The sequence below is a fragment of the Streptomyces sp. NPDC058335 genome, assembly GCF_042723915.1.
GTDB lineage: Bacteria > Actinomycetota > Actinomycetes > Streptomycetales > Streptomycetaceae > Streptomyces.
In genome coordinates this window covers 157,810-184,471 of the sequence record NZ_JBHXHX010000006.1, presented here as the reverse complement: position 1 = coordinate 184,471, position 26,662 = coordinate 157,810, and the positions used below count along the sequence as shown (strand labels likewise).

General features: G+C 72.3%; 18 protein-coding genes. 12 read left to right on the top strand and 6 right to left on the bottom strand.

Annotated features, from left to right (window positions below; translation table 11 throughout):
- Positions 1–128: 128 nt before the first annotated feature.
- From ACFWJX_RS13335 to ACFWJX_RS13325, 3 genes are all read right to left on the bottom strand, one after another.
- Positions 129–818 (bottom strand): ester cyclase, encoded by a 690-nt coding sequence (locus tag ACFWJX_RS13335; RefSeq protein WP_383241222.1) that lies wholly within the window; start codon positions 816–818, stop codon positions 129–131.
- Positions 819–893: 75 nt separating this feature from the next.
- Complete coding sequence (locus ACFWJX_RS13330; protein ID WP_383241219.1) at positions 894–1,667, bottom strand: SDR family NAD(P)-dependent oxidoreductase; 774 nt, start codon at positions 1,665–1,667, stop codon at positions 894–896.
- 97 nt (positions 1,668–1,764) lie between these two features.
- Positions 1,765–2,433, bottom strand: a complete 669-nt coding sequence (locus ACFWJX_RS13325; protein WP_383241216.1) for an MOSC domain-containing protein — start codon at positions 2,431–2,433, stop codon at positions 1,765–1,767.
- A gap of 80 nt (positions 2,434–2,513) precedes the next feature.
- Between ACFWJX_RS13325 and ACFWJX_RS13320 the strand changes: the two genes are divergently transcribed.
- A complete protein-coding gene (locus ACFWJX_RS13320) occupies positions 2,514–3,410 on the top strand; it encodes a LysR family transcriptional regulator (protein WP_383241213.1) in 897 nt (298 codons plus the stop codon).
- A gap of 146 nt (positions 3,411–3,556) precedes the next feature.
- On the opposite strand, the gene ACFWJX_RS13315 is transcribed toward ACFWJX_RS13320, so the two are convergent.
- A complete protein-coding gene (locus tag ACFWJX_RS13315; protein ID WP_381180511.1) occupies positions 3,557–3,883 on the bottom strand; it encodes a WhiB family transcriptional regulator in 327 nt (108 codons plus the stop codon).
- 379 nt (positions 3,884–4,262) lie between these two features.
- Here ACFWJX_RS13315 and ACFWJX_RS13310 point away from each other — a divergent pair, with 379 nt between their 5' ends.
- The 4 genes from ACFWJX_RS13310 to ACFWJX_RS13295 all read left to right on the top strand — a co-directional run bounded on the left by ACFWJX_RS13310 (position 4,263) and on the right by ACFWJX_RS13295 (position 9,004).
- Positions 4,263–4,874 carry a response regulator transcription factor gene (locus ACFWJX_RS13310; protein WP_003948568.1) on the top strand — a complete coding sequence of 204 codons (612 nt, stop codon included), beginning with the start codon at positions 4,263–4,265 and terminating at the stop codon, positions 4,872–4,874.
- A gap of 551 nt (positions 4,875–5,425) precedes the next feature.
- Entirely contained in the window at positions 5,426–6,013 is a 588-nt protein-coding gene (locus ACFWJX_RS13305; protein WP_383241209.1) for a sigma-70 family RNA polymerase sigma factor, read from the top strand.
- Between the two features lie 231 nt (positions 6,014–6,244).
- Positions 6,245–7,753 (top strand): IMP dehydrogenase, encoded by a 1,509-nt coding sequence (gene guaB / locus ACFWJX_RS13300; RefSeq protein WP_383241206.1) that lies wholly within the window; start codon positions 6,245–6,247, stop codon positions 7,751–7,753.
- Between the two features lie 126 nt (positions 7,754–7,879).
- Positions 7,880–9,004 carry a GuaB3 family IMP dehydrogenase-related protein gene (locus tag ACFWJX_RS13295; protein ID WP_383241203.1) on the top strand — a complete coding sequence of 375 codons (1,125 nt, stop codon included), beginning with the start codon at positions 7,880–7,882 and terminating at the stop codon, positions 9,002–9,004.
- A gap of 564 nt (positions 9,005–9,568) precedes the next feature.
- Here the strand turns inward: ACFWJX_RS13295 and ACFWJX_RS13290 are convergent.
- On the bottom strand, positions 9,569–10,777 hold the full coding sequence (locus ACFWJX_RS13290) for a nucleotide sugar dehydrogenase (RefSeq protein WP_383241200.1): 1,209 nt from the start codon (positions 10,775–10,777) through the stop codon (positions 9,569–9,571).
- 296 nt (positions 10,778–11,073) lie between these two features.
- Between ACFWJX_RS13290 and ACFWJX_RS13285 the strand changes: the two genes are divergently transcribed.
- Positions 11,074–12,780 (top strand): glycerol-3-phosphate dehydrogenase/oxidase, encoded by a 1,707-nt coding sequence (locus ACFWJX_RS13285; RefSeq protein WP_383241197.1) that lies wholly within the window; start codon positions 11,074–11,076, stop codon positions 12,778–12,780.
- Positions 12,781–13,005: 225 nt separating this feature from the next.
- Here ACFWJX_RS13285 and ACFWJX_RS13280 read toward each other — a convergent pair whose 3' ends face one another.
- Entirely contained in the window at positions 13,006–14,058 is a 1,053-nt protein-coding gene (locus ACFWJX_RS13280) for a serine hydrolase domain-containing protein (protein ID WP_383241879.1), read from the bottom strand.
- A gap of 339 nt (positions 14,059–14,397) precedes the next feature.
- On the opposite strand from ACFWJX_RS13280, the gene ACFWJX_RS13275 reads away from it, so the two are divergent.
- From ACFWJX_RS13275 to ACFWJX_RS13250, 6 genes are all read left to right on the top strand, one after another.
- On the top strand, positions 14,398–16,527 hold the full coding sequence (locus tag ACFWJX_RS13275) for a serine/threonine-protein kinase (protein ID WP_383241876.1): 2,130 nt from the start codon (positions 14,398–14,400) through the stop codon (positions 16,525–16,527).
- Positions 16,528–16,738: 211 nt separating this feature from the next.
- A complete protein-coding gene (locus ACFWJX_RS13270; RefSeq protein ID WP_383241194.1) occupies positions 16,739–19,270 on the top strand; it encodes a protein kinase in 2,532 nt (843 codons plus the stop codon).
- 158 nt (positions 19,271–19,428) lie between these two features.
- A complete protein-coding gene (locus ACFWJX_RS13265) occupies positions 19,429–21,219 on the top strand; it encodes a serine/threonine-protein kinase (protein ID WP_383241873.1) in 1,791 nt (596 codons plus the stop codon).
- A gap of 92 nt (positions 21,220–21,311) precedes the next feature.
- Complete coding sequence (locus ACFWJX_RS13260) at positions 21,312–22,922, top strand: serine/threonine-protein kinase (protein ID WP_383241191.1); 1,611 nt, start codon at positions 21,312–21,314, stop codon at positions 22,920–22,922.
- Between the two features lie 92 nt (positions 22,923–23,014).
- Complete coding sequence (locus ACFWJX_RS13255) at positions 23,015–24,733, top strand: serine/threonine-protein kinase (RefSeq protein WP_383241189.1); 1,719 nt, start codon at positions 23,015–23,017, stop codon at positions 24,731–24,733.
- A 26-nt stretch (positions 24,734–24,759) separates the two neighbouring features.
- Positions 24,760–26,490, top strand: coding sequence for a serine/threonine-protein kinase (locus ACFWJX_RS13250; RefSeq protein ID WP_383241186.1), 1,731 nt, complete (start codon positions 24,760–24,762; stop codon positions 26,488–26,490).
- The last annotated feature ends 172 nt before the right edge of the window (positions 26,491–26,662 follow it).

Genomic DNA, 26,662 nt, shown 5'->3' with positions numbered 1-26,662 from the left:
CTGTTGCGTGGGGTGGTTTTTTTTTTTAATGCGCCTGCGGGCGGGCCGCGGCCTTGCTCCGGGGGGGGGGGGGGGCGGGTCCCCCCCCCCCCCCTCCCGCCCGCCTCTCGGCGGTGCATCCTCGCGGGCTACTCCCCGAGTACCCCCAGCTGCTCCAGCAGACCCGCCCGGTCGTACTGCCACCAGCCCTCGCAGATCCTTCCGTCCCGGAAGCACTGCCAGGTCATGCCGGTCATGGTGACGTTCTGCCCGGTGGCCGGGATGCCGAGGAAGTCGCCCTTGTGGCGGGCGGTCCAGGTCCAGCGGGTGCACACCCGGTCCTCCTGGGCGATCTGGTCGTCGACCCGGAACGAGAAGTCGAAGGCGCGCCGCCAGCCCGCGAACTCCTCGCGCGCCGCACGCAGCCCGGTGCCCTGCGAACCGGAGGGATCGTGGTCCACGTAGTCGTCGGTCACTCGATCGAACATGCGATCAATTTCGATCGTCCCGGCCTGCTCGAACCACTCCCGCGCCGTCGCGCAGTTCAGCTGCTCGTCGCGCACCACCTCCAGATCGGTGAAGGTCGGCATCTCGTCACAGAGCGCGACCATGTCCTGGAAGATCTTGTCGGTCTCCGGAAGGTTCGAGTTCCGCATCGCTTCCTCGTACGACGGAAACTCCACGATCTCGACGAAGTGCGACGCGTCCGACCGGTCCTTTCCGACCAGCGCGTGCGTCGCCGTCCGCTTCCCCTTGGTCTGTTCGACCCACGTGTCCATCAGCCGGTTCATCTCGTCGAACCGGCTCGTCCTGCAATCGATGAGCTGTACGAACGTCATCGCGCCGCCTCCGGCCCCCCTGGGTCCGGCCCTGTCACGCCCATCCTCCCACCGGAGCCCCGCCGTCGCCGTTCGCTACTGCGGCCCGTACTTCCGCCCGGTCCGCGAGCTGACCCCGCCCAGCAGCGACCGGGGCATCACCTTCACCAGGCCCATCAACGCCTTGTACCGCGGGTCGGGAATCGACACCGACTTCCCGCGCGCCAGGTCCGCCAGCGCCGCCGCGACCAGCTTGTCCGCGTCCAGCCACATCCAGCCGGGGATGTTGTCCGTGCCCATCCCGGCCCGCTCGTGGAACTCGGTGCGCACGAACCCCGGGCACAGCGCCATCAGCCGCACCCCGCTGCCCGCCAGATCCTTCGCCGCCCCCTGCGTGAACTGCACGACCCACGCCTTGGACGCGCCGTACGTCCCGCGCGGCACGAAGGCCGCAACCGAGGCCACGTTGACGACACCCCCGCGCCCCCGCTCCCGCATCGCCTCGGCCGCCGCCGACGTCAGCCGCAGCACCGCCTCGCAGTGCACCTTGAGCATCTTCAGCTCGTCGGCCATCGATACGTCGAGGTAGCGGCCCTTGTTGCCGAAGCCGGCGTTGTTGACCAGCAGGTCGACGGGGTTCCTGCGGTCGCCGAGCCGGGCGGCCACCGCCTCGATGCCCTCGTCCGTGGCCAGGTCGGCCGTCAGCACCTCCGCCTCGATGCCGTGCCGGTCGTGCAACTCGGTCGCCTGCTCGCGCAGCCGCTCGGTGTCCCGGGCGACGAGGACGAGGTCGTGCCCGTCCGCCGCGAGCCGCCGCGCGAACGCGGCACCGATACCCGCGGTCGAACCCGTAATCAGAGCCGTTGTCATGGCAGAAGGTTAGTGACCCGGAGTCCGGGCGTCCGCTCTCTGCACGCGGCCTGCGGAAAGTGAAGAAGCCGTGGGTCCCACCGCCCGTGACGGCGGCTCAGCCACCGTACTTCTCGACGTACTTGCGGGCCGCCGCCCGTGCCTCGGGGTGCAGCGCGTCGCCGGCCGCCAGCAGCCGGGGCAGCAGCTCCCGGTGTGTGGTGGTGGCCTGGAACTCCATCCGGGCCGTCACCTCGTGCTCCGGCAGGTGGACGATCTCTATGGGATCCCCCGCGCGGATCTCCCCCGGCACGATCACCCGCAGGTAGGCACCTGTCGCGGCCTTCCGCGTGAACCGCCTCACCCAGCCCTTCTCACCCACATGGCCCTGGAAGGTGAGACAGGGAATCCGCCCGGACGTCACCTCCAGCACCACCTCCGACCCGATCAGCCAGCGCTCACCGATTCGCGCCCCGGACACGTCCAGCCCGGTGGTGGTGAGGTTCTCGCCGAACGAGCCGTCGGCGAACGCGCGCCCCAGCTCACGCTCCCAGTCGTCCAGGTCCTCGCGCGCGACGGCGTACACCGCCTGGTCGTCGCCGCCGTGATGACGCAGGTGGCACACCGCGTCCCCGGCCAGGCCGCTTCCCGCGACCCCCTTCGGACCGGGCGCGGCCACCCGCACCGGCCCCTCCACCGGCCGCTTGTCGATACCGGTCAGACCCTCCGGCTGCTCGGTGTACGGAACGGCCTTCGGACGGCCCACGTTGACGGACAGAAGCCTCATGACGGCACGCTAAGCGACCAGCGGTCAAAGTGTCGACGCATTATTCGCCGCCGTACCCAAGACTCACTTATGCTCGAAGGATGATCGAGGCCCGTCATCTCCGCGTGCTGCGCGCCGTCGCCGCCACCGGGTCCTTCTCGGCGGCGGGCCGCGAGCTGGGCTGCACCCAGCCCGCGGTCAGCCAGCAGATGAAGGCACTGGAGGCGTCCGTCGGCACGCCCCTGCTGGTGCGCAGCGGCCGCGAGATGCGGCTGACCCAGGCGGGCGACGCCCTCGTGCGGCACGCCGCCGGGATCCTCGCCGGACTCACCGCAGCCGAGGAGGAGGTCGCCGCGATCGCCGGCCTGCGTGCCGGCCGGGTCCGCCTCGTCTCCTTCCCCAGCGGCAGCTCCACGCTCGTCCCGACCGCGCTGGCCGCCCTGCGCGCCGCCCACCCCGGCACCCGCGTCTCCCTGGAGGAGGCCGAGCCGCCCGAGTCGGTCGACAAGCTGCGCGCCGGCGACTGCGACGTCGCCCTCGCCTTCCGCTACGAGGACGCGCCTGGCGCCGAGGAGTGGCCCGACCTGGTCGTCCGCCCCCTGCTGACGGACCGGCTCGTCGCCCTCCTGCCGGAACGGCACCGGCTCGCGCGCGCGGAGTCCCTCGCCATCGGCGAACTGGCCGGCGAGCCGTGGATCGCCGGCTGCCCGCGCTGCCGTGGCCGGCTGGTGGAGGTGTGCGAAGCCGCGGGCTTCACCCCCCGCATCGACTTCGCGACCGACGACTACCCGGCGGTGGCCGGCCTGGTGGGCGCGGGCCTCGGCGTCGCCGTCCTCCCCCAGCTCGCGATCGAGTCCGTACGGCCGCGCGGAGCCCGTGCGGTGACCCTGGAACCGGCGGTACGGCGGGAGGTCGTCGCGCTCACCCTTCCCGACCTGGCGCAGGTACCGGCGGTGGCTGCCACGCTCGAGCAACTGGGACGGGCGGCGGCACGGTAGTCGTACCGGTCGGCAGAGGTCGCACAAGCACGTAGGACATGCACGTAGGACATGCACGTAGGGCGGCACGTAGGACAAGGACGTCGCACAAGCAATGAGGGCACCCGCATCGGCGTGTGCCCTCAACTATGTGGAGAAACGTTCCTTCAGGTGTTCGAAACACCGCCCGCGCCGGCCGACGCCGACACCAGGCGGTTGCGCGCCCGCCCCATGAGCTCCTCGCGCTCGTCCTCGGTCAGCCCGCCCCACACGCCGTACGGCTCTCTCACCGCCAGCGCGTGCGCCGCGCACTGCGCGCGCACAGGGCACCTCATGCAGACCTCCTTGGCCGAGTTCTCGCGAGCGCTCCGCGCCGCCCCGCGCTCGCCCTCGGGATGAAAGAAGAGCGAGCTGTCCACCCCGCGGCAGGCAGCCAGGAGCTGCCAGTCCCACAGGTCCGCGTTCGGTCCGGGAAGGCGGGAGAAATCTGCCATTGCGTGACCCCTTGCAGCCGTGCTGAGCGGATACGGTGCCCACGACCGTACAACTACGATCTAAGGAGATGAAAATATGACTCATTGCGAATCTAGCCTCAGACACCAGTAAATGGGAAGAAATAGGGCTAAACGGGGCATGGGTTGTGGTGAAAGCTTGAGGGTCCGCGCGGGTCTCTCCACCGTGTCCGCCTCCTCACGTAGAGTGCCGAAGAATGCACGCGGCCCCGTAACTCTTTCGAGTGACCATCGTTGAGAGTGCGGTGGCGGTTGAAAACACAAACGCTCGGGCAAGCGTCCGAGACGGTCGACCGCACAGGTGACGATACGTACCAGCCTGGAGGCACAAGGTGACGCGCATCAGCTGCGGAGGGCGGCCATGACTTCCGTCCTCGTCTGCGACGACTCCCCGCTTGCCCGAGAGGCGCTCCGCCGCGCGGTCGCGACCGTGCCCGGCGTCGAGCGCGTGACGACGGCGGCCAACGGCGAGGAAGTCCTCCGCCGCTGGGGTGCCGACCGCTCGGACCTGATTCTGATGGACGTGCGCATGCCCGGACTGGGCGGTGTCGAAACCGTCCGGCGGCTGCTGTCCGCCGACCCGGGCGCACGCATCATCATGCTGACCGTCGCCGAGGATCTCGACGGCGTCGCACTCGCGGTCGCCGCCGGCGCCCGCGGCTATCTGCACAAGGACGCTTCTCGCGCCGAACTGCGCGCGACGGTCACCCAGGCCCTCGCGGACCCCACATGGCGGCTCGCCCCGCGGCGGCTGCGCTCGGCCGAGATGGGCGCGGCGCCCACGCTCACCGCGCGCGAGATCCAGGTCCTGGAAGGCATGAGCCACGGCCGCTCCAACGCCGAGATCGGCCGCGAGCTGTTCCTCTCCGAGGACACCGTCAAGACCCACGCCCGCCGGCTGTTCAAGAAGCTCGGCGCCTCGGACCGCGCGCACGCCGTGGCACTGGGCTTCCGGTGGGGACTGGTCCGCTAGGGCCTGCCCGGCGGACCGCTCCCTCCCGGTGAGCGGCGGCACGTGCTGGGCACCGATGAGCGGGGTCCAGCGCGTGAGTTCGCCGACATTGCCGACGGGGGCGCGCGTGCCGGTGCCGGGGTCCGGCGCCTTCGGTCAGGCCTTTCGGTCCGGCGTCCTCAGCGCCACGGCCGTACGGCCTGTGCGGCGGACTTCTTCGGTCGGCAGCAGCGCCGGACAGGCTGCGACGACGGACTTTTCGAGCAAGCCGATCCCAGTGGACAGGAGCGGGGGAATGGATGAACCTCCCTGCTCGCGCGGGGTTCTGGGCTTGCGGGAACCCCCCGTCGGCCGGGCGTCGGACGGGGGTGGAGCAGGGCCTCGCCGGGTGCCCGCTGCTCGTTTCGCCGCTGATGCCGCATCCTTGAGGGGTGGAGTTCCTCGGGGACAAGTCGGTCGAGCGGGAGGGGAGGGCGCAGGGGATGAGTTCCGGCGCACCTGCTCATAACGCTTCGGTGCACAACGAAGGGCACGGTGCCGCGGCCGGTCCGGCCGCAGTGCACCATGGACCGATGCGCGAAGACGAGGCGGTCCGTGCCCCCGGGGCGATCGGCGGACTCGTGCATCGCGCGGTCGACGGAGACGAGCAGGCCACACACGACCTTCTCGCCCATGTCCACCCCCTCGCCCTGCGGTACTGCCGCACCCGGCTGTCCCGGCTCCCCGGCGACGCACGCCACTTCGTGGAGGACCTCGCGCAGGAGGTCTGCGTGGCGGTCCTCCTCGCCCTCCCGCGCTACAAGGACACGGGCCGCCCCTTCGAGGCCTTCGTCTTCGCCATCGCCGCACACAAGGTCGCCGACCTCCAGCGCGCGGCGATGCGCCACCCCGGCTCCACGGCGGTCCCATCCGACGAAATGCCGGAACGTCCCGACGACTCCCTCGGTCCGGAGGAGCGGGCCCTGCTGAGCAGCGACGCCGAGTGGGCGAAGAAGCTGCTCGCCAACCTGCCCGAGAACCAGCGGGAACTGCTCCTGCTGCGCATCGCGGTCGGCCTCACGGCGGAGGAGACCGGCCAGATGTTGGGAATGTCACCCGGGGCCGTGCGCGTGGCCCAGCACCGCGCGCTGAGCAGGCTGCGCGCCCTCGCCGAGCAGTAGTCCCTCCGCGGTCCCGCCGCACCTCCTCCGCCAACGAAGCAACGGGCCCAACGCCGGACCGGCCGAGACGCCTACGCTGAACAGGTCGGCGGCCCCTTCGGTGAACAGGCCGCCCGCCGCCGCCGTACGAACATGCGGAGCCCGGAGTCACATCGGACCGTGGAATTCGGGAGGTGTGCTTCCCGTTAGCATGGACATCCGCACCGATCAAGGCCATTTGGGGAAGGTGTCATGACTGCCAACGTCGACGGAGTGCCCGGAAAATTCGCGACGCTCGGGCTGACCTACGACGACGTGCTGCTGCTGCCGGGCCCGTCGGACATGGCTCCCGACGAGATCGACACCGCCTCGTACGTCTCCAGGAACGTGCGGGTGAACATCCCGCTCCTGTCCGCCGCCATGGACAAGGTCACCGAATCGCGCATGGCGATCTCGATGGCCCGCCAGGGCGGCGTCGGTGTACTGCACCGCAACCTCTCCATCGCGGACCAGGCCAACCAGGTCGACCTCGTGAAGCGCTCCGAGTCCGGCATGGTGGCCGACCCGATCACCATCCATCCGGACGCCACGCTCGGCGAGGCCGACGCGATCTGCGCCAAGTTCCGCATCAGCGGCGTCCCGGTGACCGACGGAAACAAGAAGCTGCTCGGCATCGTCACCAACCGCGACATGGCCTTCGAGACCGACCGCACACGCCGCGTCCGCGAGGTCATGACGCCGATGCCGCTGGTCACCGGCAAGGTCGGCATCTCCGGCGTGGAGGCCATGGAGCTGCTGCGCCGCCACAAGATCGAGAAGCTGCCGCTCGTCGACGACCAGGGCGTCCTCAAGGGCCTGATCACGGTCAAGGACTTCGTCAAGGCGGAGAAGTACCCGCTCGCGGCGAAGGACGCCGAGGGCCGCCTCCTCGTCGGTGCCGCGGTCGGCGTCGCCGGTGACGCCTTCGAGCGCGCCCAGGCCCTGATCGAGGCCGGCGCCGACTTCATCGTCGTCGACACCGCGCACGGCCACTCCCGCCTGGTCGGCGACATGATCGCCAAGATCAAGTCCAACCACACGCGCGTGGACGTCATCGGCGGCAACGTCGCCACCCGCGACGGCGCGCAGTCCCTCGTCGACGCCGGCGCGGACGCCATCAAGGTCGGTGTCGGCCCCGGCTCCATCTGTACGACCCGTGTCGTCGCCGGCATCGGCGTCCCGCAGGTCACCGCCATCTACGAGGCCGCGCTGGCCGCCAAGGAAGCGGGTGTCCCGGTCATCGGCGACGGCGGCCTCCAGTACTCCGGTGACATCGCCAAGGCCCTCGTCGCGGGCGCCGACACCGTGATGCTGGGCTCGCTGCTCGCGGGTTGCGAGGAGTCGCCCGGCGAGCTGCTGTTCATCAACGGCAAGCAGTTCAAGTCGTACCGCGGCATGGGTTCCCTGGGTGCCATGCAGACCCGCGGCGAGCGCAAGTCGTTCTCCAAGGACCGGTACTTCCAGGAGGGCGTCGCCTCCGACGAGCAGCTGATCCCCGAGGGCATCGAGGGCCAGGTGCCGTACCGCGGCCCGCTGTCCTCCGTCGTCCACCAGCTGGTCGGCGGCCTGCGCCAGTCGATGTTCTACGTCGGCGGCCGTACCGTCCCGGAGCTTCAGGACAACGGCAGGTTCGTCCGGATCACCTCGGCGGGCCTCAAGGAGAGCCACCCGCACGACATCCAGATGACGGTCGAGGCGCCGAACTACAGCGGCAAGAAGTAGCGGCACACGCGCGTGCCGTCCGTTTCACACGTCTGAGGGCGGCCCCGGGAGCATCCGGGGCCGCCCTCGCCGTGCCCGTCGGCGATACTGGTAGACGCTGCAACGCATCAGGGAAAGGCCACACACGTGACTGAGATCGAGATCGGGCGCGGCAAGCGCGGCCGCCGGGCGTACGCCTTCGACGACATCGCCGTCGTCCCCAGCCGCCGTACGCGGGACCCGAAGGAGGTCTCGATCGCCTGGCAGATCGACGCCTACCGTTTCGAGCTGCCGTTCCTGGCCGCCCCCATGGACTCCGTCGTCTCCCCCGCCACCGCGATCCGCATCGGCGAACTGGGCGGCCTGGGCGTGCTCAACCTCGAGGGCCTGTGGACCCGGTACGAGGACCCGCAGCCGCTGCTGGACGAGATCGCCGAGCTGCCCGTCGGCGAGGCGACCCGCAGGCTCCAGGAGATCTACTCCGCGCCGATCAAGGAGGAGCTGATCGGGCAGCGCATCAAGGAGGTGCGCGACTCGGGCGTGGTCACCGCCGCCGCACTCTCCCCGCAGCGCACGGCCCAGTTCTCCAAGGCCGTCGTCGACGCGGGCGTGGACATCTTCGTCATCCGCGGTACGACGGTCTCCGCGGAGCACGTCTCCGGCTCGCACGAGCCGCTGAACCTGAAGCAGTTCATCTACGAACTCGACGTCCCGGTGATCGTCGGCGGCTGCGCCACCTACACGGCGGCCCTGCACCTGATGCGTACCGGTGCGGCGGGCGTCCTCGTCGGCTTCGGCGGCGGCGCGGCGCACACGACGCGCAACGTGCTCGGCATCCAGGTCCCGATGGCGACGGCGGTGGCCGATGTCGCCGCCGCCCGCCGCGACTACATGGACGAGTCCGGCGGCCGGTACGTGCACGTGATCGCGGACGGCGGTGTCGGCTGGTCCGGCGACCTGCCCAAGGCCGTCGCCTGCGGCGCCGACGCGGTGATGATGGGCTCCCCGCTCGCGCGCGCGACCGACGCGCCCGGCCGCGGCCACCACTGGGGCATGGAGGCCGTCAACGAGGAGCTGCCGCGCGGCCAGAAGGTCGACCTCGGCACGGTCGGCACCATCGAGGAGGTCCTCACCGGCCCGTCCCACACGCCGGACGGCTCGATGAACTTCTTCGGCGCCCTGCGCCGCGCCATGTCCACCACCGGATACAGCGAACTCAAGGAGTTCCAGCGCGTCGAGGTGACGGTGGCGGACTCGGTGCACCGGCGCTAGCCCGACGGTAGTTCGCAGGCCTTCGGCAGGGGCCGGTCAGCTCACTCAGGTGAGGTGACCGGCCCCTTTCGCATGCCCGGGACGGGCGTGGGGGCGTGGGGGCGTGTGACGCGGAGCAGGGGCGCACGGTTGCCTTCGGGGCGAATGCGCGCTGGTCAGGGGGGTCTTGGACGGTAGCGTCCGGGTCGGCGCCCCAGTTGTGAGGGGTGCCCCCTTCCAAGGACATGGTTCCGGACCCGAGCCCTCGGGGCCCGGCCCGAGTTCCTGAACGAGCCGTCCACCGGGCCACTGGGCGGCGTCGTGGAAGGGGGCTCCCATGGGACGCCACCGCAAGCCCACCCGCTGGGACCGACTCCGTCTTCGGACGGTGCAGTGCCGGAGGAGGTGGATCTTGCGGCTTTTCGAGCGGCCGCCCCTACAACAACTAGGGGCGGACACTCCGTGAACCATCAGGTGCCTGCCGCAGTGGCCTCTGCGGTGGGCACCATCCATTTTTACGTTACCGGCGAGCCGTGCCGTACGCCACCAGCCTCCGGAGCCCAGGACGGTCTCGTGCGCCCCGTCTCACAACCGGTGCGCCGCCCCCGTAGGCGTAGCCCCCCGCGTGTCGAGCAGCAGCTGTGCCTTCACCGAGAGGCCCTGGAGGTCGTACGTGCGGTGCTGCTGGAGGAGGATCGTCAGGTCGGCGTCGGCGGCGGCCTCGTACAGGGAGTCGGCGCGGGGGACCGGGCGGTCGAGGACGCTCCAGGACGGTACGTGCGGGTCGTGGTAGCTGACGGCCGCGCCGAGTTCCATCAGGCGGATCGCGACCTCCTGGGCGGGGGCGCCCTGCTGATCGGCGAGGTCGGCCTTGTAGGTGACCCCGAGCAGCAGCACGCGCGCGCCCCGCGCCGACTTGCCGTGCTCGTTGAGGAGGGTGGCGGCGCGCTGGACGACGTAGCGGGGCATGCGGCTGTTGACCTGCTGGGCGAGTTCCACCATGCGCAGGGGGCTGCCGGCGTGGCCGGTGCGGTCCAGTGGCACGGAGTGGCCGCCGACGCCGGGACCGGGGCGGAAGGCCTGGAAGCCGAACGGCTTGGTCTCGGCGCACCGGATGACGTCCCAGAGGTCCACGCCGAGGTCGTTGCAGAGGACGGCCATCTCGTTGACGAGGGCCATGTTGACGTGCCGGAAATTGGTCTCCAGAAGCGTCACGGTCTCGGCTTCCCTGAGGCCACGCGCGCGTACCACCTTGTCGGTGAGGCGGCCGTAGAAGGCGGCGGCCGACTCGGTGCAGGCGGGGGTGAGTCCGCCGATGACCTTCGGCGTATTGGCGGGCGTGAAGTCTCGGCGGCCGGGGTCGGCCCGGCTGGGGGAGTACGCGAGGTGGAAGTCGCGGCCCGCGCGCAGACCGGACATCTCCTCCAGGAGCGGCCGCAGGAACTCCTCGGTCGTCCCGGGGGGCACGGGCGACTCCAGGATGACGGTGGTGTGCGGGCGCAGGTGCCCGGCCAGGGTGCGGGCGGCGGCCTCCACCTGGCTCAGGTCGAGCCCGCCGCCCGCGTCGCGCGGGGTGGGGGCGCAGATGACGGCGGTGCGCACCCGGCCCAGCTCGGCAGGGTTGGTGGCGGGCCGGAACCCCCCCGAGAGCATCCGGCGCAACTCGGCGGGGCTGAGGGAGCCCGGCTCGGGTCCGGTGCGGTAGCCGAGCGTGGGGATGCCGGCGGCCACGGCGGCCTGGGCCAGGGGCAGGCCGAGCGGGCCGAGTCCGATGACGGCGAGATCTGCGGGCATGGCGGTGGGCCGTCCTTCCCAGTAACCGAAGCGGGACAGGTACGCAAGCCCTGTGGACAGGACGGGCGAGCGCAATGTCAGACTAGGAGTAAATATGACCGATTTGCGGGATTGATCGGTTGTGTTTTCCCGGTCGGCTCGGTGGGGGCCGGGTGCGGTTTCGTGAGGGTTGTCCACAGGCTGGGGGTGCGTGGTGGCTGAACTCGGGCAAGACGGTCACCATTGGGGCATGGGGGATACGGGCCGGGCCTCGTTCTGAAGGGCGCGGCCGGCGCGACCGACAGCGGGAGGCAGCGGTGAGGACAGCGACACTGGGGCCGGCGCAGCGAGCCGAGTCACTTGCGGCCATGGCCGAGCGCGAGCTGGACGTGCTGGTCGTGGGAGGCGGGGTGGTCGGCGCGGGAACCGCCCTCGACGCCGTCACCCGCGGCCTGTCCACGGGTCTGGTCGAGGCACGGGACTGGGCGTCGGGCACATCGAGCAGGTCCAGCAAGCTGATCCACGGCGGCCTGCGCTACCTGGAGATGCTCGACTTCGTCCTCGTCCGCGAGGCGCTGAAGGAGCGTGGACTGCTGCTGGAGCGGCTGGCACCGCACCTGGTCAAGCCCGTGCCGTTCCTGTATCCGCTTCAGCACAAGGGCTGGGAGCGGCTGTACGCCGGTTCGGGCGTCGCGCTCTACGACGCGATGTCGATGGCCCGCGGGCACGGCCGGGGCCTGCCGGCCCACCGTCACCTGAGCCGCCGTCACGCCCTGCGTGTCGCCCCCGCCTTGAAGAGAGACGCGCTTGTCGGCGCGCTCCAGTACTACGACGCCCAGATGGACGACGCCCGCTATGTCGCCACGCTGGTGCGCACGGCGGCGGCATACGGCGCGAAGGTCGCCAACCGCGCGCGTGTCACGAGCTTCCTGCGCGAGGGTGAACGGGTCGTGGGCGCACGCGTGCGGGACGCCGAAGGGGGCGGGGAGTACGAGATCCGCGCCCGCCAGGTCGTCAACGCCACGGGCGTGTGGACCGACGACACACAGGCGATGGTGGGGGAGCGGGGACAGTTCCACGTCCGCGCGTCCAAGGGCATCCACCTCGTCGTGCCGAAGGACCGCATCCACTCCTCCACCGGCCTGATCCTGCGCACCGAGAAGTCCGTGCTGTTCGTCATCCCCTGGGGCCGGCACTGGATCGTCGGCACCACCGACACCGACTGGGACCTCGACAAGGCCCACCCCGCCGCGTCCAGCGCCGACATCGACTATCTGCTGGAGCACGTGAACTCCGTCCTCTCGGTGCCGCTCACCCGCGACGACGTGGAGGGTGTCTATGCCGGTCTGCGTCCGCTGCTCGCCGGCGAGTCGGACGCCACCAGCAAGCTGTCCCGGGAGCACACCGTCGCCCACCCCGTACCCGGGCTGGTCGTCGTCGCGGGCGGCAAGTACACGACGTACCGGGTGATGGCCAAGGACGCCGTCGACGCGGCCGTACACGGGCTCGACCTGCGGGTCGCCGAGTGCGTCACCGAGGAGGTGCCGCTGCTGGGCGCGGAGGGCTACCGGGCGCTGTGGAACGCGCGAGCGCGCATCGCCACCCGGACCGGGCTGCATGTGGTGCGCGTCGAGCACCTGCTGAACCGGTACGGCTCGATGGCCGAGGAACTCCTCGACCTCATCGCCGGCGACCCGACACTCGGCGAGCCGCTCGGGGCCGCCGACGACTATCTGCGCGCCGAGATCGTCTACGCCGCCTCGCACGAGGGGGCGCGGCACCTGGACGACGTGCTGACCCGGCGCACCCGCATCTCCATCGAGACCTTCGACCGGGGCACCCGCAGCGCCCGCGAGGCGGCGGAACTGATGGCGCCCGTCCTGGGATGGGACAAGGACCAGATCGAGCGCGAGGTACAGCACTACGAGAAGCGGGTGGAGGCCGAGCGGGAATCGCAACGGCAGCCCGACGACCTGACGGCGGACGCGGCACGGCTGGGGGCGCCGGACATAGTGCCGCAGTGAGGCCCAGGCCCAGGCAGAGGCCGAGGCCGAGGCAGAGGCCGAGGCCGGGAACGTGAGGCTGCGGTGGTGAGACGGCGGTGGTGAGACGGCGGTCGTCGGGCCGTAGTGGGCGCCGCGGTTCTGAGCGTGAGGCCAACCGGGATCGGGCTGCCTCGGCGGGACCGCCCGCACGCTTCACTCGAACGAGTGTCGTGGACCGGGATCTCAGTTCGGAACCGGCTCGTTTCAAGAGGTGCGAGGGCAGAACTCGGCGGCGAGCAGGGCCGGTTCGAGGCCGGGATCCGCCATCGCCGTCGTGTTCACGCGGAAGGTGAGGACATGACGGCCGTCGACGGTGGCCGCGGTGCGCACGTAGCTGCCCGAGATCCGGCCGTTGTGCCCCCACACGGTCACTCCGCAGGGCAGCCGCGCCGGAATCAGCCCCAGGCCGTACGAGCCGTGTGCGGTGCGGGTGTCGAGCATCTCGTGCAGCCAGTGCGAGGGGAGCAGTTCGCCGCTCAGGAGGGCTGAGTAGAAGCGGTTCAGGTCGGCGAGGGTCGTCACCAGCTCGCCCGCGGCCCCGGCCACCCGTGGGTCGAGTTCGGTGACGTCGGTTCCGTCCGTGCCGTAGGCACGGCCGTGCGGGGAGGGCAGAGAGGTGCGGGAACCGGGGAAGGAGGTGCCGTCCAGACCCAGCGGATCGAGGATGCGGCGCTCGGCCTCCGTGGCGTACGAGCGGCCGGTGGCCTGTTCGACGACCAGGCCGAGCAGGACGTAGTTGGTGTTGGAGTAGGCGTAGCGGCCGCGGTCGGCCGGAGGGTGGGTGAGCGCGAGACGGATGGCCTGAAGAGGGGTGACGGGGCGGGTGCCGCCGGTGTCCCGGGCGAAGTCGTACAGGCCGCTGGTGTGGGTCAGCAGGGAACGCACGGTCAGCGCGCGCCCGTCGTTGCCGGCTCCCCGCACCAGGCCGGGCAGATACCGCTCCACCGGGTCGGACAGTGACAGCCGTTGTTCGGAGGCCAGTTGGAGTACGACGGTCGCGAGGAAGGTCTTGGTGATGCTGCCGGCCCGGAAGTGGTCGGACCGGGAGATGCCCGAGCCTGACCCGGCAAAGCGGGTGCCGCTCTCCTCGCGGGCCAGCAGGGCGGCGGCGGGAGCCTTGCCCAGGGTGCGAAGCAGGGGGAGGAGCGCGTCGGTGGCGTCAACGGTGTCGGTGACGTCGGCGACGTCGGCGCGGGGGATGGGAGCCGGGTGGGAGTCGGCTGTGGTGGGACCGAGGAGGGCCACGGCCACGGGCATGACCAGGAGCGCGCGCAACGGTCGTGTCACGGAGTTCCCTCCCCTCCCCTCCCCTCGACTTCCTGTCCCCGCTGTGGCCCATCATGCAGGGAGGGCGGGGAGGCGCCGCACCGGGTCCGTGGGTGGGCTTTCGGTGGGTGGGGGGGGCGAGGTGAGGCCCCCCGGAAGGGCTTTTCGCGCACCGGGCGGGGCTCGTTCCGCTTGTTGGCCGGACTGTGCTGTACCTTCTGGCCGGAATGCGCCGGTCCTGAGGGGCGGTGAAGGGCCCCCTGGGCGTCGGGCACTTGTCGGGTGAGAGACAATGAAGGCTCTGTCAGGGCGGGTTGCATGAGGGGACGCATGTCGGAGGCGGAGCGGGCGGGAGCATCCCGTCAGGACAAGAGCGCACGTCTCCTCGCCGGGCGGTACCGGCTGGGAGACGTACTCGGCCGCGGCGGCATGGGGACGGTGTGGCGCGCCGAGGACGAGACCCTCGGACGCACGGTCGCCGTCAAGGAGCTGCGGTTCCCGGGAAACATCGACGACGAGGAGAAGCGCCGGCTGATCACTCGGACGCTGCGCGAGGCCAAAGCCATCGCGCGGATCCGCAACAACAGCGCGGTGACGGTCTTCGACGTGGTCGAGGAGGACGACCGGCCGTGGATCGTGATGGAGCTCGTCGAGGGCAAGTCGCTCGCCGAGGTCATCCGTGAGGACGGCGTGCTGGAGCCGAGGCGCGCGGCGGAGGTCGGGCTCGCGATCCTCGACGTGCTGCGGTCGGCCCACCGCGAGGGCATCCTGCACCGCGACGTGAAGCCGTCGAACGTGCTGATCGCCGAGGACGGCCGGGTGGTGCTCACCGACTTCGGCATCGCCCAGGTCGAGGGCGACCCGTCCATCACCTCGACCGGCATGCTCGTCGGCGCGCCCTCCTACATCTCCCCGGAGCGCGCCCGCGGCCACAAGCCCGGACCGGCGGCCGACCTGTGGTCGCTCGGCGGCCTGCTGTACGCGGCGGTCGAAGGGACACCCCCGTACGACAAGGGCTCCGCGATCGCGACGCTCACCGCGGTGATGACCGAACCGCTGGAGGAGCCGAGGAACGCGGGTCCGCTGCGGGACGTCATCTACGGCCTGCTCACCAAGGATCCCGTGCGGCGGCTCGACGACGCCGGAGCGCGGGCGAAGCTGAACGCGGTGATCCACGCGCCGGACCGCCGGGAGGCCGAGGCGGCGGATGCGACGAAGGTCGTGCCGTTGCCCTTGCCGATGCAGCCGGGCAGCCCGGAGGGCAAGGGGAGTTCGTCCTCCGGCTCGTCCGGTGGAGAGGCGGCCGAGAAGCTGCGCGGGGCCATGCGGTCCGTGCGGAAGGCCGCCGTCGCGGCCGGGGTGGCCACCTCGGCCGCCGCCGGTCGAGCCAAGTCGTCCAACGGGCCGGGAGCTTCGGGGGCCCCGGGGGCATCGAGGTCCTTGGGTACGCAGGAGGAGACGCGGGGTGGCGCGGCCACCGGCGCCGTGACCTCGGCGGCGGCTGTGGCCGCCACCAAGGCCGAAGGCACCACCACCGCGAAGGTGACGACCGCCGCGGCCTCCGCCTCCGTGCCGGTGTCCCGCACCCCGTCGGGTGCGGTCCCTGGTCAGGAGGTTCGCGGGGCGAACGGGCGGACGCCGCAGCGCAGTTCCGGGTGGCCCGTGATGACGCCGCCGGATCTGCCGCCGCGGTCCGTGCCCAGGGCGCCGCTGACAGACGTGGTGCCGAAGCGGACGCTCGTGATCATCGCCGTCGTGGTGGCGCTCGCCGTGCTCGGCACCGTGCTGGCCCTCACCCTCGGTGGTGGCGACGACAAGGCGGACGGCTCGAAGAGCGGCGGCGGCTCCCAGGCCGTCGCCAGTGACAGCGCCGCCGCCGACACCAAGGACGACGAGGACAGCGGGACGCGGACGGACGGCTCGGCGTCCCAGTCCGCGACGTCCGGATCGGCCTCCGGCAGCAGTTCGCCCAGCAGCACCGCCGCGGCCGGCGGCTCCGGTTCGGGCACCTCCGCCGGTGGAGCGGGAGCGGCTGTGACGACGCACGGGGGCCAGCAGGGCTACACGATCGGGCTGCCCACCGGTTGGAAGTACCAGTCCACGAGTGGCGCGGGGGACCGTTTCACCGGACCCGACGGGCAGAAGCTGCTGATCGGGTGGACGACCACGCCCAAGGACGACCCGGTCGCGGACTGGGAGAACCAGGAGCGCTACATGAAGCGCTCCCAGTACAAGAAGGTCCACATAGTGAAGGTGGACTACCGCGGCTGGAACACGGCTGACTGGGAGTTCACCTACTCGGAGAGCGGGACCGCGTACCGGACGATCGACCGGGGATTCGTGGTCGACGCCCACCTCGGGTATGCCCTGATGTACACGGCGAAGTCCGCCGCGTGGGACGGCGATCTGCGGGTGAGCACCTGGGAGACACTCACGAAGACGTTCACGCCGAAGAAGTAGCGCGGGACGGCAACCCGCGCTCGGCACGCCCCTCGCAGGCGTCCGGTTGGGGTTCGGTGCGTCCAGATCTCGCATCCCCTCTTTGCGGGTTGCCTCCGGCACGTATCGTGAGTGGCTGCGGACCGTACGCATCCGGCTGTCCGGCTGGATCCGGCAGGAACGGTCCGTGTGGCGAACGGATTTGACCGACCGGGCGGCCGGGGGAGGCAACGTGGACGACTATGCGGGACGGGTACTCGCCGACCGCTACCGCCTGCCGCTGCCGCCGTCCGACGAGTACGAACTCGCCGAGACCCGGGCCTTCGACACCTACAGCGGGCAGGAAGTCCTGGTCCGGCAGGTTCCGTTGCCGGAGGTCGTCGAGGCCGAGGTGCTCGACGCGGAGGGCCTGCCCGAGGGGTTCACGGCGAGGGAGCGCGGCGCGCGCCGGCCCCCTAGGGGCACCGGCGTGGGCGCGAGTACGCGACGCCCCGCCGATCCCGTCGTACGGCGGGCCGTGGAGGCCGCGCAGGCCGCCGCGAGCATCCCCGACCACCCGCGGCTCGACCAGGTCTTCGACGTGTTCGCCGAAGGCGGTTCCCTGTGGGTCGTCAGCGAACTGGTGTCCGCCAGGCCGCTGGCGGCTCTGCTCGCCGAGAAGCCCCTGACGCCGTACCGGGCGGCGGAGGTCGCCTCCGACGTGCTCATGGCGCTGCGGGTGCTGCACGCGCACGGCTGGGTGCACCGGAACATCACCGCGCGCACGGTGCTCGTCTGCGACGACGGCCGGGTCATGCTGACCGGGCTGGCGGTCGGCGCGGCGGAAGAGGCGCTGTGCGGGTACGACCCGGTGCCGGTGGACGAGGAACAGGTACAGGTACAGGCGCACGAGCAGCAGGAGCAGCAGCCGCACGGCGGCCGGGGAGGTGCCGGGACCGGTGGGCCCGGTGTTCCGGGACCGGGGCGAGGTGCCGACGGGACCGTTGCTGTCGGCGGCGTCGGCGGCGTGGATCCCGAGGCCGCCCGACGGGCGGCGATCGAGGCGCGGGCCGCCGGTGGGCTGCCCGCCGCGGCAGCCGAGCCGGCGCACGGCGCCTCCGGGGCGATGGTCCGCAGACCCGTGGAGACGGGCGGGGACATCCGTGCCGCGCGGGCCGGGGCCATCGCCGCCTACCGCGCGGGCGCACGGGCCGCGGCGCGGGTCCACGAGGCGCAGCAGGGCGGCCGGACGGCGTTGCCGGGTGCCCGCACTCCCGTCGAGGGCGACACCGGGACCGGTATCGCGGGCGCGTCGCCGTCGCCGTACGTCCTCGGGAGTGGTCGGGAGCAGGGGCCGGGTGGCGTGGGGGGTATGCCTCCTGGGCAGATCGCCGATCCCTACCGCGTGGCCGGCGCACCCGCCCCGATGGGGCTCGGGACCGGCGCGGTGCCCGTGCCGGCGCAGGCCGGCGGGGCACCTGCCGGGACGCGGTGGGACGAGTCCGCCGCCGGGGCCGCCGTGCGGCGCGGTCCGGCCACGGCGCTGGCCGCCGAGCGGGCGCGCCAGGCGCGGATGGCCGTCGTCGGGCCCGTCACGGAGCGGTGGGCGCCGGAGCAGGCCGGTCCCGTGCACGAGAACTGGCAACTGGCCGCGCCCATCGGGCCCGCGACCGACCTGTGGGGGCTCGGCGCGCTGCTGTTCCGCGCCGTGCAGGGGCACGCCCCCTATCCGGAGGAGTCGACGGCCGAGCTGGTGCAGCTGGTCTGCGCCGAGCCGCCCGCCTTCGCCGAGGAGTGCGGCCCGCTCCGGCCGGTCGTGGAGTCGCTGCTGCGTCAGGACCCCACCGAGCGGCTGGGCTTCGAGGAGCTGCGCGGCTGGCTGCGTTCACTGGTGCGCTCGGCGCCCGAACCCGAGGCGGGCACCTACGTCGTCGCCGCACCGCCCACCGACCCGCGCCGGCTGCCGATCGTGCGACGCAAGGGCGAGCTGGTGCGCAGACGGCGCGCCGGGCTGCCCGCGGCGCACGGGCGGCACAAGCGGGGCCGGGCGGAGACGGGACGTTCGCCGCGCAGCCTGGGCCGGACACTGGTCGTGGTGGTGCTGCTCGTGCTGGCGGCGGCGGTCGCGTACGCCGTGATGTTCATGCCCAAGGCCGACGAGGAGGGCACCGGCAGCGCGGGCGGCGCGGAGCGGACCGGTGCCGCGGGCCAGGTGAACCCGGCGCCCGACGCGAGCAGCGAGCCCCGGCCCGACGACGGAAGCCCCCCGGCATCGGGCAACAGCCCCTCCGAGTCGGCCTCCGGGGCCACCGAGACGCAGTCCGGCGGTCTGCCCGGCGGCTTCACCCTGCGCAAGGACGCCGAGGGCTTCCAGCTCGCCGTCGCCGACGGCTGGGACCGTACCCCGAAGAACGGCCGCGGCCAGGTCGTCTACACGCACGCCGGCTTCGAGCTGATCGTGGTGCCGGGGCGGGACACCGCCGCTCAGTACGGCAGCGACCCGATGGTGTACCAGCGGGAGAAGGAGAGCGAGTTGCAGCCGTACCGCGACTCCAGCTGGGCCACCGCCTCCGGGCTGCGGACCATCGAGGTGGGCGGACGGATCTCGGCCGAGGGGCAATTCACCTGGACCGGTGGTGACGGGCGCGAGCTGTTCGTGCGTAATGTGGCGCTGCTCCTCGACGGGCGGTATCACGTCGTGCAGCTGCGCGGCCCGGAGGCCGAGCGGGACGAGGTCACGCGGCTGTTCGAGCAGGCGTCGGCCAGCTACCGCTACACGGGCTGAGCGACCGGTCAGTAACGCCTCCGGTTGCCCGGCCGACTCGCGGAGGCAGAAGCGACAACCGTCACAGTGCGGTTTCCTTGGCCCCCCGCTGGTTCCCCGGACGCGGACCGGTCTTTACGCTGACCCTGTCAAGAGCATTGCGGGGCAACGTGAATCAGATGCAGGGCCTGCTCGTCGCGGGCCGTTACCGGCTCGTGGACGCCATCGGCAGCGGCGGCATGGGCCGCGTATGGCGGGCGCACGACGAGCTGCTGCACCGGGCCGTCGCCCTCAAGGAGCTGACCGCCGCGCTCTACGTGTCGGAGAGCGACCGTACGGTCCTGCTGGCGCGCACCAGGGCCGAGGCCCGTGCGGCCGCGCGGATCAACCACTCCGCCGTCGTCACCGTGCACGACGTCCTCGAACACGACGGCCGCCCCTGGATCGTGATGGAGCTGGTCGAGGGCCGCTCGCTGGCCGACGCCGTCAAGGAGGACGGGCGCGTCGAGCCGACCGAGGCCGCCCGGATCGGCCTGTGGGTGCTGCGTGCCCTGCGCGCCGCGCACTCCGCGGGCGTCCTGCACCGTGACGTCAAGCCCGGCAACGTGCTCCTCTCCGACGACGGCCGGGTCCTGCTCACCGACTTCGGCATCGCCCAGATCGACGGCGACACCACCATCACCCGCACCGGAGAGGTCGTCGGGTCCGTCGACTTCCTCGCCCCCGAGCGGGTCCGCGGCCACGACCCGGGCCAGTCCTCCGACCTGTGGGCGCTCGGCGCCACGCTGTACACGGCGGTGGAGGGCCGCTCGCCGTTCCGCCGCACCTCGCCGCTGTCCACGATGCAGGCGGTCGTCGAGGAGGAGCCCGCCGAGCCCCGGTACGCCGGCCCGCTCGCGCCCGTCATCGCGGCGCTGCTGCGCAAGGACCCGGCCGCCCGGCCCGACACGGCCGGTACGGAACGGCTGCTCGCGGAGGCGGCGGAGGGCCGCCGGCCCGACGAGGCGCAGGCATACATACCGACGCAGTACGCGGGGCGGACGGGGCACGGCACGCAGGGCGGCGGCACGACCGGCGGGGCTCCCCACGTCACGAACGGCGGCGGCACGCCGTACCCGTCCGGATCCACGCACCCCGGAGCCGCTCATACCGTCGGCACGCCGTACCCGCCCTCCGGTCCGTACGCTGGGGCGGCTACTCCCGTCGTCGCCGCCTCGGGCACGCACGCCCAGCCCGTCGCCGTCGGCCCGACCGCCATCGGCCCGACAGGGCTGGGATCCGGCCGGTCGGCGCCGCCCCCGAAGCCGCCCCGGCGTCGCCGGCTGCGTACCCTCGCGCTCGTGGTCGTCGTCGCCGCGCTGGTCGGGGGCGGTACGGCGGTGGCGCTGCGGACGTGGGGCGACGACGGTACGGCGCAGGGGTCCGGCTCGCCGAGCCCCACCGCGAGCCCCAGCCAGACCCCCAACGGCAAGGCGTCGGGGCAGGGCACCGGCTCCGATTCCTGGGAGGACATCGACGACCCCCTCGGTTTCGGGCTCTCGCTGCCCCGGGGCTGGGAGCGGTCGGTGTACCAGGACGACGGCGATCTCCAGCAGATCGACTACTCGCCCGACGGCGGCAAGCACTTCGTCCGCATCGCCATCGACGCCTCCCCGGACTTCGACGACCCCTACGCCCATCAGATCGACCTCGAACAGCAGCTCCAGGGGCTGGCCGACTACGAGCGGGTCACCCTGGAGCGGAACACCTACCGCGACCGCGAGGGCGCCGAGTGGGAGTACACCTGGACCGCGCTCGCCAAGGACACGGACTTCCCCGGTCCGCGGCGCGCGATCGAGGAGACGTACATCTCCCGGGACGGCACCGAGTACGTCATCTACATGTCCTCGCCCGCGAAGGACTGGGCGCGCACCGCCCGGCAGTTCACCTCGGTGCTCCAGAGCTGGCGGGAGCCGCCGAGCACCTCCTGAACCCGGTCCCTGCTCCGGCGGGGTCGGCCCCGTCCGGGAGTTGGCCAATCGGCGCCCCGGAGGCGCGGCGTCCGGTGGGGCATGATGGGCGCATGGGGACCGAGGGGGACGACGTCCGGGTCATCGCGGGCCGCTACCGGCTGGAGGCGAGGCTCGGGCGCGGCGGCATGGGGATCGTCTGGCGGGCCACGGACCGCCTGCTGGGACGGCGTGTCGCGGTGAAGGAGCTGGTCCAGGACGACTCCCTGTCCACCGACCAGGCCCGCGCGCGCCGCGACCGGACCCTGCGCGAGGCCCGTGCGGTCGCCCAGCTCAGCCACCCGCACATCATCGTGGTGCACGACGTCGTCGAGGAGGACGAACGGCCGTACATCGTCATGGAGTTGATCGAGGGCGGCTCGCTGGCCGACCGGATCGCCGAGCGTGGTCCCATCGACCCGCGCGAGGCCGCCCGGATCGGCGCCGACCTGCTCGGCGCCCTGCGTGCCGCGCACGCCGCCGGGGTGCTGCACCGGGACATCAAGCCCGCGAACGTCCTGGTCGACTCGGCCACCGGCCGCGCCGTCCTCACGGACTTCGGCATCGCGCAGGTCGCGGGCGCCACCACCCTCACCGAGACGGGCTCCTTCGTCGGCTCGCCCGAGTACACCGCGCCGGAGCGCATGTCCGGGGAGCGGACCGGTCCCGCGTCCGACCTGTGGTCGCTGGGCGCGCTGCTGTGCACGGCGCTGAGCGGCGAGTCGCCGTTCCGCCGCGACTCGCTCGGCGGCATCCTGCACGCCGTCGTCTTCGCCGACATCCGTACGCCGCCGCAGGCCGAGCCGCTCCTGCCGGTCGTACGGGGGCTGCTGGAGCGGGATCCGGACCGGCGGCTGGACGCGGAGGAGGCCGAGCGGATGCTGCGCGCCTTCCTGGACACCGGGCGTACACCGTCGGGCCGGACCGGGTACACGCCCACGCAGGCCGACCTTCCGCGTCAGCGGCCCGCACGCCTCGCCTCGGACCCACCGCTCCGCGAACGGTCCACGAGGGGCGTGCTGGTGGCCGCGCTGCTGGTCGCCGCGCTGGCGGGCGCGGGCGTGTCCGCGGCGGCACTGCTGCTCGACCGCGACGGCAACGGGGGCGACACGCCGTCGACCTCGGCACCGGGAGGGCCGAGCGGGTCGACGGGTACGGCTGGTACGGCGGGTACGGCTGGTACGACGTCCAGCGGCACTGCCAGCGGCATGCCCAGGCCCACTCCCTCCCCGGAGCACCCCACCGCCCCCTCCGGATATCGCGTCGTCGACGACCCGGCCGGGTTCGCGCTCGCCGTACCCGAGGGGTTCACCCGTGACCCGCAGGGCGAGCGGATCTTCTACGTCTCCCCGGGGCAGGTCTTCCGGCTCGGCGTGAAGATCACCGTGCCCCAACCCGGCGGCCCCCTGGGCGTGATGGAGCGGGCCGCGGCCAAGGGCCCGGAGACCAACCCCGGTTACCGCGACGGCCACGTCACCGAGACCACCCGCGCCGGACGGCCGGCCGCTCTCTGGGAGTTCACCTGGAACGGCTTCGACGCGGCGGAGGGCGCCCGGCACACGTACGACCTGTGCTGGGAGGACGGCGGGCGGCTGTACGACGTGTGGGTGTCGGCGCCGGTCGGGAAGGCGCGCGAGGCACGGGAGTACTTCGACGTGGCGGTCGACACGCTCGTACCGGAATAAAGAGGAGATAAAGGGCGGCCTGAGTCACGGGTCTGTGACCGGTGAGCGCCGCTGGTGGATATCGGCCCGCGTGGCGCGATATTGATGGACGCATGAGCCACAACGGGGGACCGGGCCACGGGGCCGACGAGACGACGAGTTTTGTTCTGCAACCACCTCGGCAGGCGGATGCGCACCGTCCTCCGCAATCGCCTCAGGTCCCGCACTCCGACAACCCCTACGCGCTGCCCACCCAGGTCGCCTCCGCCCCGCAGGAACCCGGTGTCGGGCGGCTCATCGCGGGCCGCTACCGGCTCCTCGCCAAGCTCGGGCACGGCGGCATGGGCACCGTGTGGCGGGCCAAGGACGAGACGGTGGACCGGGAGGTCGCGGTCAAGGAGCCGCGCGTACCGGACCATCTTCCCGAACGTGAACGGGCCAACGCGTTCGAGCGCATGCGGCGTGAGGCGCGGGCCGCGGCCCGGCTCGACCATCCGTCCGTCGTGAACGTCCATGACGTCGCGGTCGTCGACGGGCAGCCGTGGATCGTGATGGAGCTGGTCAACGGGTGGTCGCTCGGCGCGGCCCTGGAGGAGGGCACCCTGGGCGTGCGCGAGGCCGCCCGGATCGGCCTGGAGGTGCTCGGCGCGCTGGAGGCCGCTCACGCGGCGGGCATCCTGCACCGGGACGTGAAGCCGGACAACGTGCTGCTCGGGCGGCACGACCGGGTCGTCCTCACCGACTTCGGCATCGCCCAGATCGAGGGCGAGACCAACCTCACCGACACCGGCGGCTTCGTCGGCTCGCCCGAGTTCATCGCGCCCGAGCGGGTGCTGGGCCAGCGCCCCGGCCCGGCGTCCGACCTGTGGTCGCTGGGCGTGGTGCTGTACGCGGCCACGGAGGGCGTCTCGCCGTTCCGCCGCAGCAACACCCCGGCGACCCTCCAGTCCGTCCTCAACGCCGCGCCCGCGCCGCCCGCCGCCGCGCAGGGCCCGCTCGCCGAGGCCATCAACGGCCTGCTGGAGAAGGACCCGGCCCGCCGCCCGCAGGCCGCGCAGGTCCGCGCCCTCCTGGAACGCGCCGCGAACCCGCCCGCCCCGGCACCCACCCAGGTGGTGACCGCGCCCGTGGCCCTGGCCGGAGACACACAGGGCCCGATCGGCGGCTGGGCCGTCAAGGCCAGTGCCGGGCGCTCCGGCTGGGGCCTGCGGGTCGGCACCCGGCTGTTCTGGACCGGGCTCGGTGCGACGGTCGTCGCCGCGACGGTCGCGGTCTGGCTGGTCGTCGCCGACCCCTCCACCGGCGGCGGGCTGCCCGCCGACTGGAAGACGAGCGCCGAGAAGGACGTCACCGCGACGCTGGCGGTGCCGGAGGACTACGTGCTCGGCAAGCCGGACCGGACGTCGGACGACGATCACTGGGTCAGCTTCACCGACCCGAGCGGGGCCATCTCGATCGTCCTGACCGTCGAGCGCAAGGCGGAGGACACCGCCGGCGCAATCAAGGACTCCGCGGCCGCCGAGATGTACGAGGACAACGACGACTTCAAGACCAACGGCAGCTACGACTTCGACATGCCGAAGGGGCCGAAGACCGCGCCGGTCGCCAACGCCGAGTACCAGGGCAGGCCGGCCGCCGAGAACACGGTCGTCTACACCACCGACGACAGCCAGAACCCCCGTCCCCGCGAGATGCGGACGCTCTACTACAAGTCCACCGCGGGCGACATGTACAAGCTCACCATCGCCTACCCCGGCAAGGGTGACTTCACGGAGCGGGGCCAGGAGGTCGCGGCTACGGCGATCGCCCACCTCGAGGTGGACAAGCTCTGACGCGCCGCTCGTGGTAGGCATGTGCCATGAGTGACGACGGGGACCGCGGAGGCGCCAACGGCCGTACCGTCGGCGGGCGTTACCGGCTGCTCGAACGCATCGGCTCCGGCGGCATGGGCACCGTGTGGCGGGCCCGCGACCTGCTCATGGAGCGTGAAGTGGCCGTCAAGGAACCCCGGTTGCCGGGGGACCCCGAGGACGAGTCCCACCGCCGGGCCGCCCACCGGCTCTACCGGGAGGCCCGCGCCGCCGCCCGCGTCGACCATCCCTCCGCGGTCTCCATCCACGACGTCGTCGTCGAGGAGGGCGAGGGCCTGCGGGACGGACTGCCGTGGATCGTCATGGAGTTGGTGCGCGGCGAGTCCCTGCACGAGGTGCTGCGACGCGGCCCGCTGGACGCGGTCGAGGCCGCCCGGATCGGCCTCGCCGTCCTGGGCGCGCTGCGCGCCGCGCACGCCGTCGGCATCGTCCACCGGGACGTGAAACCCGCCAACGTGCTGCTCGGCCCGCACGGCCGTGTCGTCCTCACCGACTTCGGCATCGCGCACATCCAGGGCGAGGAGTCCCTCACCCTCAGCGGCGAGTTCGTCGGCTCCCTGGAGTTCATCGCCCCCGAGCGGATGTCCGGCCGGGGCGCCGGCCCCGCCTCGGACCTGTGGTCCCTCGGCGTCCTGCTGTACGCCGCAGTCGAGGGCTGGTCCCCCTTCCGCCGTACGACGGTGGAGTCCACGCTCGCCGCGATCCTCGCCGCCGACCTGCCCGAGCCGAAGCAGGCCGGTCCCCTCGCCCCTCTCCTCGTACGCCTCCTCGCCCGTGACCCCGGCCGACGGCCGCACCCGGCGGAGGTGGCGGAGGCGCTGGAGGCGGCGACCCTGAACGGCTGGCCGACACCGTCCGCCACCGCCGAGCCGACGGAGCCGCAGGACACGGCCCGGCTGCGGGAGTTCGGGGACGACGTGGGGACGATACGGATCGGCGCGGAGGCGGAACCGCAGCCCGCGGAACCTCCGGGGGAGCCCGAGGAGCCCGAGGAGTCCACCGACCCACAGCCCGCGCCCGAGCCCTCGGCCGACCAACCCGCGCAGTCGGCCCCCGCCCCAACCCTCGACTCCGCCCCCGGACCGGCCTCCCTCCTCCGGCGCCGCGCCCCCCTCACCCTCCTCGCCGTCCTCGTCCTCGCCGGTGCGGGCCTGGGCGCCCCCCTTCTCCTGGACGCCGACAGCGGGGCGGCCACCGAGCCGACCGCCACCCGCAGCTCCAGCCCCGCGCCCTCTGCGAGCGCCACCTCCGTCCCCACCCCGGCCGCGTGGACGGCCCACCCCGAGCCCGGGATGGGTGCCGTCCTCTCCCTCCCCGCCGAGTACCGCGAGTTCGCCCGGCAGGGCGGCGCCGACGAGCAGCCGCGGCTCGTCGTCTACTCGGCCGGCTCCGTCGACGTACGCCTCACGCAGTGGGACAGGGCGCCGGGGTCGCCGCTCGGGCGGGCGGCCGAGGCGCATGAGACCTGGGACGGTTACGAGGGCGACGCGCGCACGCAGACGACCCGGACCACCTTCCAGGGGCACGAGGCCGTGCTCGCCGACACCGCCTACGGCCGGGACACCTCGCCGACCCGTGTGATGGAGCTGTTCGTGCTCACCGACGACAGTCGGATGTACGAGCTGCGGGTCGACATGCCGAAGGGCACTCCGGAGGAGAAACAGGGCGCGGCGGTCTTCAAGGCGGCCCGCGACCGGCTGCGTATCGACGTTCCGTAGACGTTCCGTAGACGTCCCACAGAACGTCCCACAGAACGTCCCGTCGAACGTCCCGGGGAACATTTCGTAGAACAGTGAACCTTCCCGCACAACCGGCTGATCAGCTGGTTCGTTGCCAGTGACCACTGGCGTCATGTGTGCGGTCGGTGAATCCCCATTACCGACGGGTACC